Origin of the sequence: Riemerella columbina DSM 16469 (assembly GCF_000374405.1) — a bacterium.
GTDB lineage: Bacteria > Bacteroidota > Bacteroidia > Flavobacteriales > Weeksellaceae > Riemerella > Riemerella columbina.
In genome coordinates, this window is the sequence record NZ_KB894240.1 from 12,485 (window position 1) to 28,072 (window position 15,588).

The following is a 15,588-nucleotide window of genomic DNA, read 5'->3' on the forward strand; positions in this document are numbered from 1 at the left end:
CTTATTCCATTAGAGTGTGTTATCTACTATCTGGCACTCACAAAATTTTGTACTACCGATTTTATACGCGCTCTATCTTCATCCGTCATATTAGAGCCAGAGGGCAGACACAAGCCATCATTAAATAATTGCTCTGCTACTTTTTCTCCATAATAAGGTGCATCAGCAAATACGGGTTGTAAGTGCATCGGTTTCCATAGAGGGCGTGATTCTATATTTTCTTCTAATAAGCGTAAGCGTAAATCTTCTCTGGTAAAACCTGCTTTTTCAGGATTAACAACAATCGCCGAAAGCCAATGATTGGAAAAGTAATCTTCTGATGGCTCACTAAACACCTCTACTCCATCGATATCTTTAAACAGCTCCACATAAAAATCATGATTGGCTCGGCGTTGTGTAACACGCTCATCTAATACTTCCATTTGTCCACAACCTATCCCCGCACAAATATTACTCATACGGTAATTATAGCCAATCTCTGAGTGCTGGTAGTGTGGGGCATTATCTCTTGCTTGGGTAGATAAAAACACCGCCTTGTCTTTTTCTTCCTTAGTTTGACAAACCAAAGCCCCTCCACCTGAAGTCGTGATGATTTTATTGCCATTGAAACTTAAAATACCCATTTCGCCAAAAGTTCCACATTTTTGTCCTTTATAAGTGCTTCCCAATGCTTCGGCCGCATCCTCAACAATCGGAATATCGTATTTGGAAGCCACTGCCATCAATTCATCCATTTTGGCAGGCATTCCGTATAGATGCACTACGATGATTGCTTTTGGCTTCTTACCTTTAGAAATACGGTCTTCTATCGCTTGCTCCAGTGCTTTGGGACACATATTCCAAGTATCTTTTTCGCTATCTACAAAAATGGGGGTCGCTCCTTGATACACAATCGGATTTGCTGATGCAGAAAAAGTCATACTCTGACAAATCACCTCATCGCCTGCTTTTACGCCTAAGATGATGAGTGCTAAGTGTAAAGCGGCTGTTCCTGCACTTAATGCTGCTACCTCAACTTCTTGTGACAAATAGTTTTTTAAATCATTTTCAAATTGATTGACATTAGGTCCTAATGGTGCTACCCAATTTTCAGCAAATGCCTCGTTGATATACTTTTGCTCATTTCCTCCCATATGTGGTGAAGAGAGCCATATTTTTGTGTTCATATTTTATATTTTCTTTACTTTAATTATTTTCCCTGGATTACCTACAACAGTTGCACCATCTGGTACATCTTTAATAATTACTGCACCTGCACCTATTGTTGCCCATTTGCCTATTTTAATTTTGGGTATTACGCTGGCTCCTATACCAATGTGCGTCCCCTCTCCAACAGAAACATTGCCCGCCAAAGCGGCATTAGGTGAAATGTGTACAAAATCTTGGATTTGGCAATCGTGCTCCACAATAGCAGAAGTATTTATAATACAGTGTTTTCCTATTTTAGCATCGGAATTTACAACTGCATTAGCCATAACCACAGTACCTGCGCCAATTTTTGATTTATGGGAAATAACGGCATTTTTATGAATGGCTATTTGATATTGGAATTTGTATTTTTCAGCAAAAATTTTCCTTACATTATTATTCCCAATTGCAATGATTGCTTCTAATTTTTCATCTGGCAATAGGTTATTTTTTTTAACAGGAATTCCATACAAATCCTCGTGTTTAGGATTATCCTCATAAACTGCCTGAATATGAATATCATTGCCTTGCAAAATATCCAAAATAACTTTTGCGTGTCCTCCTGCTCCAAATAAAATCATTATAAATTACCTTTAAATTCTTCCGAAGTGGCTTGTCCTTGCTCGTTGATACCTTCGGACTTTACCACCTTCAAAATGGTTAGAAATATTATTTTTAAATCTAACAAAAAACTGATGTTCTCTACATACCAAACATCGTACTCAAACTTCTTCTCCCAACTGATGCTATTCCTACCATTGACTTGTGCCCAGCCTGTAATACCGGGCTTCACTTCATTTCTTCTTCGTTGGAAATCATTGTAAAGTTGCAAATATTCTGGCAAAAGTGGGCGAGGTCCAACGAGGGACATATCGCCTTTTATAACATTGAGCAATTGGGGAATTTCATCTAAGGAAGTTTTTCTTACAAATCGCCCTATTTTCGTTAATCGTTCTGCATCGGGTAATAAGTTTCCATTTGCATCTTTTTTGTCATTCATCGTTTTGAATTTGATGATTCTAAAAATACGCTCATTCTTTCCTGGTCGTAACTGAAAGAAAAAAGGTTTCCCCTCATTAGCAATTACCAACAAAACGGTTACTATCAAAAATATAGGCAATAAGATTACAAAACCTATTAGGGATAGGGAAAAATCTAGTAATCGTTTAATGTAATTTTTGTACATGATTTTAGTTAATTGACTTAAAAAATAAATAAAGTTGAACCCCAAAGATAAGCAAGGTTTGTAATATAATAAGATTTCTTTTGAAAGTTTGCTTACTAATACTTAAGGCATAAACAACTATAAAAGTATTCGACAGCATCATATATCTCGAAAAAGTATTTGGAAAAAGCACACAGACCAAACAAGGGACTACTACTAACATAAAATATTTATTATAGATTAGATACGACTTAATATCCCTATAAAATAGTATAAAAAAACTAATCATTAAACTGTATGTGTATAAAAAGAATAAAAATATTGATTCCCATTCCCTTTCATATAATAACTTGATAAAAATATCTGTCTTCCTTATGTAAAAATCGACTTTTAGAAAAAGATTGTATGGCAACACACTTTCTAAATATTTGGTTGGCATTAATTTTACCAATACAATCAAAAAACAAAGAATAATGGAAATTAAATATTGTAGTTTTAAAATTTTCGATTTACTCCATCCAATTCTTAACAAAAAAAAGAAACTAATAAAGACTAATAAATAGATATAAGTACTATAGTGAAACAATCCAGCATATAACAATAATAATATTGTAATCCAGTATTTCTTCTTATGAATAAAAACAAAAGATAGAGCTACAAAAGATAAGGCATGAATATTCCGAACTCCTGAAAGAATTGCAAATAAATTTAATGAACAAAAAATAATGAAATATAAAAGAGTAGGAGGATTTTGTTTAACACATTGGCGATAGATATAACGAAAAATATATAAAAAATTGAAGACTGTAATATAAGTTACTGGCAAAAAAAACAGAAAAATAGGCAAATTTAATTTTGCTAATAACAATAGCCAAACAAGAGGTATATAATCAGGACTTTTGATAAATACCTTTTGAATTTTAATACTTAATAAATCAAAATCACCAAAAACAGAATAATATCCATAGAAGTGATTTAAATCATAAGTAGGTGGTGGCGTATATAAGCATATACCTATAGCATAGATAAGAGGCAATAAAAAAAATACTATCTCCTTATTTAGATTTTTATTGGATTCCATTTAGCAGTTCTTGATAATTAGCTAATAACTCATTCCATACCAATCTCTGTTGATATCGACTCTCTATCATTTTCCTACTTTGGCTCTTCAATTGATTATATAACTGATTGTCATTTACTAATTGTTCCATAGCTGATTGTAAAGCCTCCGTGTTTTTTGGATGAATTATGATTCCATTTTTATAATTTATAATAATTTCATTACAACCATTAATATCAGAAACTATACTTGGTAATCCCATGGCTCCTGCTTGCATCACAACATTTGGAAATCCTTCACGATAACTTGGAAAAACCAAAGCATCCGCAATCGCGAAATATGGGCGAACATCTTTTTGGTAACCAACTGCAAGGATATTATCGTTAATTCCTATTTCTTCAATAGTTTTCTGAAGCAAAGGGTCTAATTCTCGCTCTTCAGCACCAACTAATAGTAGTTTTATATTATGATTCTGTATTTTTTTAAAGGCTTCTACTAATTCATTAATTCCTTTATCACCAACCAATCTTCCTACAAAGATATAAACAAAATCATTTTCTTGTATTCCTAATTCTGTTTTTAAATTTTGTTTGCTCTCTTCACTTATCTGTTGATGTGAAAAATAATTAGTGTTAATACCATTTACATTTCCGTTTGCTATGACTTTAAGTGGTTTACGAGTAATCTTATATTTTATCAAATCTTCCTTCACCCCTCTACCTTCTGGATATATGTGAGTAGCACACATACATAAAAGGCGATCCATATAAATCAATATTTTTTGTATTCCTCCCTTTCTAGAAGGAAAAATCAAACCTGTAAATGTATGTATTCGAATAGGGACTCCTGCAAATTTAGCCGCTAACATAGAAAGTAATCCTGCCTTTGGGGTAATAGAATGTACGATTTGTGGCTTTTCCCTTTTAAAAAATAAAAAAAGTTGAAACAAAGAAATTATATCATTTAACAAAGATATATTTCTCTTTATCTCAATAGGATGAACTCTAACCCCTTCACGAACTTCTACACTTTCCAAATCTTTTCCAGCTCCTGAAACTGCCACTACATCAAAATATTGATTGAGAAATCTCAACTGTCCTTTAAGTAAAATATTCAAGGAAACAGGAACTGTAGATAAACGTACTAATTTAGGTTTCATGTTGTGTAATTGCTATTACTTTTTTAAAATCTTGATAAATAGACTCTATAAAAAAAAACTCTGATCTCATTAAAGATTGTTGACTATAATATCTTCGTACATCACTATTGTTTTGATAATATTGTATAGCTTTTATCAATGCTTCTACATCATTAACATTAGTTAATAAACCATATTTTGCTTTATAAAAAGTGCCTTTTTCAATTTTAATCTCTTGTCCTTCATTTAATAATTCTAAAGGACCTGATAAACAATTGGTTGATATAACCGGTAATCCTACACTCATTGCTTCTAACAACGCATTAGGAAAACCTTCAGAGTCTGAACTAAGGATAAAGATGTGATAGTCTAACAAGTCATTGAGTACTTTTTTGGATATACCTGGTAAATATACACGCTCACTTAGATTCCTTCTCTCTATTTCATTTCTATAATTACCACGTAAAGTACCTTCTCCAATAATTGTTAAAGTAGCATTCCTAATCTGTTCTATTGCCTTAAACAGAAGGCTATGGTTTTTCACTTGCTCAAATCTACCAACAGAAACAATTTTTATTGCTCCATCTTCATTTGTGATTTTTTGGACATTATGGCTTTTAATTGGCTTTTCGATAGGGTTATATAGTGTCTTTATTGGAATCGTAACATCGAAATTTTGTTTTAAATCCTGATTGATATAATATGAATTAGAAAATAAAACATCTGCCTTATTATACAATTTCTTTATTAATAATTTAGATAGCCAAAGTCTAACCCATGAAGTATTGTACATCTTTGAAGGATAGTTTCGCTCACTCATCAACACCTTTATATCTGAATTTTTGTTTTTGACCATACCATTAATAATATTAGCTCTAAATAGAAAGGATATGGATATCTTTATCTGTTCTTTTTTTAAAAATTGAACATATTTTCTGTATATAACTAATGGGCTGACCATTCTTCGCCATAAGCCATTCTTATGGTTAGAATAATTAGTGATGACCTTAACTTCAGAAGGAATTATATAGTGAATTGTGGGATAGAATAAATATAAATACACATCATACTCTTTTATCAACTCTGGCAATAGCAGACTAATTACCTTTTCTGCTCCACCATGCCCCATTGAAAGAGTCAATATAGATAGTTTGGGTTTATCAATCTTCATTTATAAAATTTTACTTTTCTAAATAAAATAAGGTATATCAATAAAATATAGAAGGGTATAGATCCTTGTATTATCAATGATATATCACCATTTTGTAAAGCGTACCATAAGTGATTGAACAAAAATAAGTAAATAAAAAATAATATCCCACTATTAGTAAAACTACTTCTTGAAAAACTCTTATCTATCATCTTAAGAAGAACTCCTGCTATGAAACTCTGCATCATTACTAACAATAGACCTCCGTTAATAAATCCTAAACCTACAAAGCCTGGTGGAATAACACTCTTCCAATTTCCCATAATCATATAGGTATTATAATAAGAAATCGCATCAAAATCAGTAGATTGAGGGTAGATAAGTTTCAGAGGTTTTAACATCCAAATATAATAATCTGATAAATATCTATAATCAAAATTAGATTGTATAAAATTGGTAACGCTATATGTTTGATGATTAAATTCTTGAAAAAACAAACTTAGAAATCCTATCTTTTCTTGATTTGCCCTTACATCATCAAAAGTTATATTTATCGAATCAGAAAACATTACAAACAAAAATGTTTTTCCAAATATCACTATAAAAAGTGAAGAAAAAACTAAAAGAAACAAATAGATCCATTTAATTTTTCTAGTTTTCAAAAAGTAATATGCTAAAAATACATAAATAAAGATAGAAATAAACCCTGCACGCCCACCACCTAAAAAAGATATAACTAAAAGTATAAACAAGGTTAATAATAACATTGCTTTTTTCTTGAATTGTCTTGTGTACTTTCCTTTAAAGTATAAATATAATTGTAAAATAAAAGAATAAATAATAAAAACTGAAAATATCCTAAAAAAAGCGCCCAAATAGTTTTTATTATCATCTGCTCCATAGCGAATTTCATTCACATTATTAATAATATAATTTATTCCTCCATAAAGATAAACATATATCAAGTAAGAAAAAGAACCTATAATCAAAAGAACTCTTGCTGTATTAAAAAGCCTTTCGTCTTTAAAAGTCGACACTTTAATAAGAACGCCTCTACCTTTGTGAAAGAAATACCCTGCTATTAAAAAAAGGTATCCTAATAAAAATATAATTGATTCGTATAAATAGTCACTATCATTAGCTAAACGACGATATAAGTGATAAATATTACGACTATCATATATAAGAGCCAAAGGTACCACGGCATAGATAAATGTGTACCAAAGTAGAATATAATCAAATAATTTGATATTTCTATTATAATAACTATTTGATATAATAAGTACCGAGCAAACAATGATAATTAAAAACAAACATATAGAGGCTATCATATATTATTTTTTATTATCTTTATAAAATCCTCCACTCTCAACAATCTAGAACCAAATAGATTAAACTCTCCTTCTTGAAATTCATAATCCTTACCATTCCATAAAAAGCGTCCTGGTTTTCCATCAATATACATTTGTGAGTTTAAATAAGAGCCAAACATTGTTTGTATCTCATTTATAAAATATTCTCCGGATTTTGTTTCGAAAATATCAACTGCCATACTCCTAAAGTTTCCTTTTTCACAAAGCTCTCTGGTCATATCTAGCAATTCTCTTGGTGGTTCAACCCATCCAACAGCATCTGAACCACTCGCAAAATTTCCTTTTAAAAGTTTCTGGTGTCCGAAATAAGAATCCCCAATCTTAATAATTCGCCATTCGTGAATTATAGGTTTAAAGTCTTGAACTAATAAATAAAACTTTTGCAAATTTGCAAAATCAGGAAAAATTTTTAATCCGAAAAATTTATTGATATAAATTTTACCTATATTTAAACTTCTTATTTTCTCTGTTAAAGGGAATACTGAGAAAGTAAAATATTTAGCGTACCATTTATTTTTTACTATTTTTACCTTTGACGAACCCGCTCCTAAATTAGACTTAAATACCAAAGGATAATCAGCATTGTTAAGAAAATTTACAGCTTCTTTTTTATTCGTAAAAACTCTTGTATGCACATGTGGAAAGCCATTGGCTTCTAACCAAGCCGCCATATTTCTCTTATTCTCATGTATATACAACTCTTGAAAGCTTGGATAAATGGGACGCTTGAGAATTTGTTCAATCGTATAATGACGCTCATCTAAAATACTTTTTCTTTCTATAGAATCACAAGTAGAAGTACATAAAAAACCATCTGCGTTAGAATTCTTGATATTTTTAAGCCAATCTGCACTTAAAAAATCTATTACTTCATAGTCAACACCTATATATTTACAAGCTTCTATATATTTTTTATGTTCGCCAGAAAACGATGTTAATATTCCTAGTTTCATAATAACTTAACTAATTAGTTCTTTAATTGAAGTATACCCATAAACATCAGGCGTTCCATACAAAAATTTCTCATTATTTCTTATGTTTATTTTTTCATTACTATCAATAATTGTATCATCAATTACATTTCCTGCCCACTTTAAAATTTTATCAATAGTAGGTGTTTTAATTTCTAATTTTTCCGCCATCCATTTTGCAATTACAATACCATAGTAAATATCGTCATAAAAAAAACGGTGTGTAGCATCAAACACCCATTTACCATCATTATTTTGAACTACTGGTGTAGGTATTTGTCCCAGTGTTTGTGACTCTGTAAAAGATTCTTTTATATTGGGGCTAGATGAACCATAAGAAAAATGTTCCAAATCTAAGTAATTCATCATATATTTGAAGTCATGATTAGGAAAACTTTCAATTATTTTTTCTCGAATAAGACTATACTCATTATCTAAGTCCTCAAGAACTTTAGCGGATAGATCGTCATAGTCACGATAGAAAAACGGCACTTCATCATAAGCATCCCATTGACCTCCTGAGGATAAATACAATCCATACAATCTTGTTTGATGTATTATCTGATTGTCAACAGATAGCGTTAATGATAAGAAGTTGTCTGCAAGTAAATACTCACCCTTACCAAAATAATTATAGCATAAATCATCAAGTAAAAGACTTTTTAAATTTTCAAATTCTTCTTTTGGATATACCGCTACAACATTATTTTTTTTACATCCATAATTAATCCCAACTTTACCATACTCCTTAGTTCTCGTAATCCAAGGTATCAAACCAGATGCAAAATATACAACATTTTTCAAATTGAATTTATCGATTATTTCTTTAACCATCCAATTAAATCCCCCTTGCCCGTATATTGTACCCACATAGACCTTTTTATCCTTCGAAATATAAGGTGCTATCTGGTGTAATAAATTTCTATATTGGTATACAGGTATACTAAGAATTATACAGTCTGCTTCTGGAATAACATCTTTAGGATCCGCTGAAACTTTTTTAATAGTTCCTTTTAGAATATCGTTTACGCTACCATCAGGTAAAGTATACTCCATCTCAATAGTCTCTTGCCATTGATCTGGCTTTCTCGTGAAAAGGTTAATTTCATTATTATTTTTGGAAAGTAACGGTATCAATGAATGTGTACTATTACCACCTCCAATTATTGTGATTTTATTTTTCATTTTTACTAATTTCGTTATACAAATATACTACTCCTAATCCTAAAAACAATCTAGAAAAGGATAAACTTATTGCCCCGCCAATAATTCCTAAATAATATATCAACGGAAAAGATATAGCAAATCCCAGTATAGAAGCATAAAAAGTATTTTTCATTACTAATTTATCTTTTCTATTAACTATTAAATAGTTAGTCCCAAATATGTTATAGATTGCTATTCCTAAAATTCCTACACATAGTATCCCTAAAATAAATATAGAGTTTTTGTAATCAATAGAGAAATAACTAAAAATATATTTTGAAAACAATAAAATTATTATGGCTAACAAACTCGCTATTGATAAAAGCATTTTCTTATATTTAGGAAAAAAGTTTTTTTGTCTATTCATAAACGGAAAGAAGGCTCTAGATATAACACCTATAAACATTATAGCCATATCTATTATTTTCTTTAATGAATCAAAAATCCCTGCTGCAGAATTTGATACCATAATACCCAATAAAAAACTTGAGGTATTATTGTATAGTACTGGCATGAATTGATTGATAAAAATGGGGAAGTTATCTTTTATTGTCTGGATTATCTTTTTTCTTTTAAGAAAATGGAACTTCACTTTATAATGAAAAAGTATAACCATCAAAGCAATCAGTCCAGAAAATACATATCCTAAACTCTGTAGTAAAGGGTAAATCCAAAAATCATTCTTTCCTTTTATAAAAATAAAAACAAGAATTGTAAATAGAATTTTAACTGAAGTATTAATTATTGTAATAAACTTCATTTTTTCAATCCCTTGAAAAAACCAATCAGGAAATAAAACATTTCCTATTAATATACCCGTAGAAAGAAAAACAATTTCTTTATAATCACTAAATTTTGGTATTAGAAAAACTATCCCTGATATTACCAAAAGCGAAATAACTAAAAATAATAACTTAACTGTCATTATTTTACTAAAAATTAAATCCAGTTTTTTTTTACTTTCTCTAAAAATGGCGACATCTCTCGTACCAGTAATAGCAAAACTATAATCCGTTAACGATTGAAAATACATCACTAAAGACGCAGCAACAACGATAATCCCATAATGATTAAAACCAATGGTTTTTAAAAGATATGGTAATACCACTAAAGGCATTAACAAATTTACAAGTTGCAAAACCCCTAAAGAAAGAATATTCTCTATTAGGGGTCTGTAGTTCTTATTAGATACTATTTGCCTAAACTTATTAATCAAAACTTATTGATTTCTACAACTTACAATCACTTTCACTCAACACACCTTTCACATCATACACCACTGCACAATCTTTTTTCAATTTTGAAAGATCCAATTCTTTTAACTCTTTATGTGCAACACCTAAAACGATAGCATCAAATTTTTTAGATGGTAATTCTTTGGTGCTTTCAATATTGTATTCATGTTGCACTTCATTTGGGCAAGCCCAAGGGTCGTAAGTGGTTACTTTGACTCCAAAATCTTCCAAAGCTGTAATCACATCTACAATTTTGGTATTCCTTACATCTGGACAATTTTCTTTAAAAGTTACGCCCAACATCAATACATCCGCATTGTTCACAGGTATGTCTTTTTTAATCATTGCTTTTACGACTTGTTCTGCCACATATTTACCCATAGAATCATTCAAACGGCGACCCGCCAAAATAATCTCTGGATGATAACCATACTCTTGTGCTTTTTGTGCCAAATAGTAAGGATCTACACCAATACAATGCCCACCTACTAAACCTGGCTTGAATGGCAAAAAGTTCCACTTCGTACCTGCAGCCTCTAATACCGCATGGGTATCTATGTCCATTAGATTAAAAATCTTAGCCAACTCATTTACAAATGCGATATTAATATCTCTTTGCGAGTTTTCAATCACTTTTGAGGCTTCTGCCACTTTAATCGTTGGTGCTAAATGCGTTCCTGCGGTGATGACTGATTTATATAAATCATTCACTAATTCTCCAATTTCTGGTGTAGAACCTGAGGTAACTTTCAAAATTTTCTCCACCGTATGTTCTTTATCCCCAGGATTGATACGCTCCGGTGAATAGCCTGCATAGAAATCTTTATTAAATTTCAGTCCAGAAACTTTCTCAAGAACTGGAATACAATCCTCTTCCGTCGCACCTGGATAAACAGTAGATTCATAAACAACGATATCCCCTTTCTTTAAAACTTTACCTACGGTTTCACTTGCTTTGACTAATGGCATTAAGACTGGTCGATTATTCTTATCTACTGGCGTAGGTACCGTTATAATATACACATTTGCTTCTTGAATATCTTCCAATTCTGCAGAGCAATACAATCCTTTCTCAGACTGATTACCAAATGGGTTTTCTTTAACCAATGCAGATTGTAATAATTCATCGGAAACTTCTAGAGTATCATCATGACCTTCATTCAATTTCTTTACACGCTCTTGATTGATATCAAAACCTACTACTGGATATTTTGTTGCAAACAACCTTGCCAAAGGCAATCCTACATAACCCAAACCAATGATAGCAATCTTAAGAGGTTTGAGGTGAGAGGTTTGAGGTGTGATATTATTATTCATAATTTATTTTTTAAAGCTTTTATCAAACTGATTACTTGTTTTCTAACTGTTATAATATGATTTTGTAATAGATTAAATTCTTCTTCAGAAAAATATATTAGGCGATAAGCAATCGTTAATTGTGTATCTAACTCACCTAAAGAACCCAACGCAATATATAGAAAATGGATATACTCTTTGAGATATTGTCTCATTGCACCTTCTGCAATATTTGAGGGTATGGACACCGCACATCTTCTTATTTGATTTGTCAGCCCGAACCTTTCTTCATTTGGGAAATTGCTACTAAGTTTATAAGTAACTTCAACCAAATTCATGGCATCTTTCCACACATTCAAATCTCGGTAAGACTTAATCATAATAATTCTTTATATCTAAACAACGCAACTGCCCTCAAAACACAAACCCCAAAACTCTAACCCTAACTACAGATTCTCCCAATACCAATCTACTGCTTCTTTTAATCCTTCAGAGAAAATGTGTGTGGGCTCGTATCCTAAATTTTTCTTGGCTTTATCAATAGACGCTAATGAATGAGGGATATCTCCCATTCTATTAGGTCCGTGTAGAATCTCTACATCGGCAATTTTTTCATCATATGCTGCTAGGTATTTTTTTAAAAGATTAGCCATATCTTTAATTGTAGTTCTATCCCCAACGGCCGTATTATAAACCGTATTAATCGCCTCAGGGTTCTCCGTCAACATTGCCTTTTCATTCATCTGAATCACATTATCGATATAGGTGAAATCTCTTGAATAGGTACCATCTCCGTTAATCGTTGGCGATTGATAATTCATCAACTGAATTACAAATTTTGGAATAACAGCTGCATAAGCCCCCTTAGGGTCTTGCTTTCTACCAAAAACATTGAAATACCTTAATCCAATGCACTCCAATCCGTATGTTTTACTAAAAACATCTGCATAGAGTTCGTTTACATATTTTGTAATTGCGTACGGAGATAACGGTTTTCCGATGACATCTTCCTCTTTTGGTAATGATTTTGAATCTCCATAAGTCGATGAACTTGCCGCATAGACAAATCGTTTGATTTTAGCATCTCTTGCTGCGACCAACATATTTAAAAATCCTGAAACATTGACATCGTTACTCGTAATAGGATCTTCAATCGAACGAGGAACGGATCCTAAAGCCGCTTGATGCAATACATAATCCTGACCTTCACAGGCTTTTCGACAAGTTTCTAAATCTCTAATATCTCCTTCAATCAATTTGAAATTGTCGTTATCAAAAAAATATTCAATATTGTGTCGATGTCCCGTAGCAAAATTATCTAATACGGTTACTTTATAACCCTTGTCTAAAAAATATTCGGTCAAATTAGAACCTATAAATCCTGCTCCGCCTGTAATGAGTATGTTTTTCATATTAAAATCTATCTTTAATTTTCTCTATAAAACTTTTTTCTTTAGCACCATAGCCATAACCATACTTATTACCATAACCGAAGTTACTTTTATCAACATCATTCAAAACAAATCCCACATTCTTAATTTTTTGAGCTTTGATATTATTATTTGCAAATCCTACCAAATCTTTATCAGTATAATTTGACCTTGTAACATACAATATCGCATCAGATAAATCTGAAATTAGGAAAGTATCGGTAACTAACATTAATGGTGCTGTATCCACAATGATATAATCATAAGTGTCCTTTAAATTATTCAATAATTCTTCATAACGACCATTGGTTAATAATTCCGTAGGATTTGGTGGAATACTACCCGAATAAATGACATCTAAATATGGATTGTAAGTACTTTGGTATATAATACTTTCTAAATTAGTACTAGCATCGTAAAGATATTCCGACAAACCTGCCAAACCTTTTCGAGCTTCATTATACCTTTGCAATTGAGGGTTTCTAATATCAGAACCTATAATTATTACCTTTTTATTTGGTGTAGCTAGCGTAAGTGCTAAATTAACCGATGTAAATGTTTTTCCTTCCCCTTTTACCGTAGAGGTAACAAATACCGTTTTACCTTTCCCTTTGTTTTTAGGCAGCATAAAATTCATATTGGTAATCAAAATTCTAAAGGCCTCTGCCATAGGGGATAAATCATTAAGCCCAACAGTTTCTGGCTGACCTTTCTCCACTTTCGGTAATTCCGCTAAAACAGGAGTATTCGACAGTTTTTCAAGATCGTGTTTAGTTTTAACTTTATTATCGAATAGTTCTTTAAGATAAATCAATGCAAAAGGAACTAGTAACCCTAATACTAAAGCCGCCAGCAATACAATCATTTTTTTAGGGGATACTGGTTGATCTTCAGCGTAGGCAGAATCTAATACACGAGCTTTATTTCCTGTAATCGCTAATGATATAGCCGTTTCTTCTCTTTTTTGAAGTAATAATAGGTACAACTGCTCTTTTATCTGTTGTTGTCTCTCAATTCCTCTAAATATTTTTTCTATAGAAGGTAGTTTAGATATTTTTCCAGATATTTTATTTTGCTCTCTTTGCAATTCTCCACTTTTGATTTGCAATCCAGATCTTGTTTTTTGAAGCGACTGTAGAATAGAAGATTTAAGATTATTCAGTTGTTTGGATATATTCTGTACTGAAGGGTGTTCTGGTGTAGCAGATGCCAACAATCTATTGCGTTCTAATACCAATTCATTATAAGTGTTAATTCCCGCTGAGGCAGCTGGATTATCCAATCCTACGGCTGACGGTAAAATCTGATAAGCTCCTTGATTTCTTAAATAATTGAGGATCCCATCGGTCAATTGAAGCTGAGCATCAATTTCCAATTGTTTTGCTCTAGCCTCAGTTGTAGTTTTAAGGCTAAGTTCCGCTTCTACCTGTATATCAGTTAATTGATTATTAATTTTAAATTGTTGTTTTTGATTTTCTACATCTCCCAACTCTTCAGAGATCACTTTAATACGACTCTCGATAAACTTCATCGTTTCCTGAGACTGAGAATTTTTATCTTCTATCGCATCTGTATTATATGCAACAACCAATGTATTAATAATATCTTTGGCTTTATCAATATTAGATGACTTCATAGACAACTGAATCACCGTAGCATCTTTATTCGCTAATGATACATTAAGATTTTGTTGTAATTGAGACACTCTATTGTCTTTTGAAGCAATATTGAGTTGAATATCCGATACTGGACCTTCTTTATGAGGATCATAGTTTGGATTTTTCTTTATAATAATGTTGGCAAAAGGTAAACTAATGGTAGTGTTAAATTTAGTGGATACTTCTTTATCTAACTCTTTAGAAGATAATACAATATCATTTTTGTTTAAAGTAACATCAATAGGTTTTTCAGGAAAAGATTTATCCTTTTTCTCATTAATAATATAAACTAAGATCGGGCTAGTCGTATCATAGATTTCTTGTCTTTTACCATCGACTTTTGCTGTGATTGAAGTTTGCAAATTCTTAGATTCAACCACTTGAGTCATCAACTTTTTAGACTTTAACACCTCAATTTCATTATCAATACTGTTGGTGGACATTCCGCCTATTCCAGAAAGGTCTTTTAATAAATCTGCCTCTGATCCAGCAGAAGATGTCTTTGCATCTTTAACTAATATAGTCGACTGAACATTATAAATTTTTGTAGCGCTTTTTAAATATAAAAAAGCAATAATTAGTGCCAATACTGCGGATATTACAAACCAAAGCCATCTTTGAAGGTAGGGTTTAATAATTTCTGTAATATTGACTTCTTGTTCCTCAATATTTGAGGTAGATGGAGTAATTTGACTATCCATTATTTTCTAAAACTTAA

General features: G+C 31.5%; 14 protein-coding genes. All 14 read right to left on the reverse strand.

Features of this window, described 5'->3' with window-relative positions:
- Window positions 1-26 precede the first annotated feature (26 nt).
- Window positions 27-1,166: an aminotransferase class I/II-fold pyridoxal phosphate-dependent enzyme gene (locus C237_RS0107025; protein ID WP_026315550.1), complete on the reverse strand. Its 1,140-nt coding sequence runs from the start codon at window positions 1,164-1,166 to the stop codon at window positions 27-29.
- A 3-nt stretch (window positions 1,167-1,169) separates the two neighbouring features.
- Window positions 1,170-1,769, reverse strand: coding sequence for an acetyltransferase (locus C237_RS0107030; RefSeq protein WP_018675794.1), 600 nt, complete (start codon window positions 1,767-1,769; stop codon window positions 1,170-1,172).
- Window positions 1,769-2,374, reverse strand: coding sequence for a sugar transferase (locus tag C237_RS0107035; RefSeq protein WP_018675795.1), 606 nt, complete (start codon window positions 2,372-2,374; stop codon window positions 1,769-1,771). Before C237_RS0107035 ends, C237_RS0107030 begins: the two co-directional genes overlap by 1 nt.
- Window positions 2,375-2,378: 4 nt before the next feature.
- Entirely contained in the window at window positions 2,379-3,434 is a 1,056-nt protein-coding gene (locus tag C237_RS15200) for an EpsG family protein (protein ID WP_018675796.1), read from the reverse strand.
- A complete protein-coding gene (locus tag C237_RS0107045; RefSeq protein WP_018675797.1) occupies window positions 3,421-4,572 on the reverse strand; it encodes a glycosyltransferase family 4 protein in 1,152 nt (383 codons plus the stop codon). Before C237_RS0107045 ends, C237_RS15200 begins: the two co-directional genes overlap by 14 nt.
- Complete coding sequence (locus C237_RS0107050) at window positions 4,562-5,722, reverse strand: glycosyltransferase (RefSeq protein ID WP_018675798.1); 1,161 nt, start codon at window positions 5,720-5,722, stop codon at window positions 4,562-4,564. The genes C237_RS0107045 and C237_RS0107050 overlap by 11 nt, the downstream gene beginning before the upstream one ends.
- Entirely contained in the window at window positions 5,719-7,032 is a 1,314-nt protein-coding gene (locus C237_RS0107055; RefSeq protein WP_018675799.1) for an O-antigen polymerase, read from the reverse strand. The genes C237_RS0107050 and C237_RS0107055 overlap by 4 nt, the downstream gene beginning before the upstream one ends.
- On the reverse strand, window positions 7,029-8,027 hold the full coding sequence (locus tag C237_RS0107060) for an ATP-grasp domain-containing protein (protein WP_018675800.1): 999 nt from the start codon (window positions 8,025-8,027) through the stop codon (window positions 7,029-7,031). Before C237_RS0107060 ends, C237_RS0107055 begins: the two co-directional genes overlap by 4 nt.
- Window positions 8,028-8,033: 6 nt before the next feature.
- The gene (locus C237_RS0107065; protein ID WP_018675801.1) at window positions 8,034-9,230 is read right to left on the reverse strand and encodes an NAD/NADP-dependent octopine/nopaline dehydrogenase family protein; all 1,197 of its coding nucleotides are present in this window, start codon (window positions 9,228-9,230) and stop codon (window positions 8,034-8,036) included.
- Window positions 9,220-10,467 (reverse strand): oligosaccharide flippase family protein, encoded by a 1,248-nt coding sequence (locus tag C237_RS0107070; protein WP_245539710.1) that lies wholly within the window; start codon window positions 10,465-10,467, stop codon window positions 9,220-9,222. Before C237_RS0107070 ends, C237_RS0107065 begins: the two co-directional genes overlap by 11 nt.
- 13 nt (window positions 10,468-10,480) lie before the next feature.
- Window positions 10,481-11,803: a nucleotide sugar dehydrogenase gene (locus C237_RS0107075; protein ID WP_018675803.1), complete on the reverse strand. Its 1,323-nt coding sequence runs from the start codon at window positions 11,801-11,803 to the stop codon at window positions 10,481-10,483.
- The gene (locus C237_RS0107080; RefSeq protein WP_018675804.1) at window positions 11,800-12,162 is read right to left on the reverse strand and encodes a four helix bundle protein; all 363 of its coding nucleotides are present in this window, start codon (window positions 12,160-12,162) and stop codon (window positions 11,800-11,802) included. Before C237_RS0107080 ends, C237_RS0107075 begins: the two co-directional genes overlap by 4 nt.
- Window positions 12,163-12,228: 66 nt before the next feature.
- On the reverse strand, window positions 12,229-13,194 hold the full coding sequence (locus C237_RS0107085) for an SDR family oxidoreductase (protein WP_018675805.1): 966 nt from the start codon (window positions 13,192-13,194) through the stop codon (window positions 12,229-12,231).
- A 1-nt stretch (window position 13,195) separates the two neighbouring features.
- Window positions 13,196-15,571 (reverse strand): GumC family protein, encoded by a 2,376-nt coding sequence (locus C237_RS0107090; RefSeq protein WP_018675806.1) that lies wholly within the window; start codon window positions 15,569-15,571, stop codon window positions 13,196-13,198.
- Window positions 15,572-15,588 lie beyond the last annotated feature (17 nt).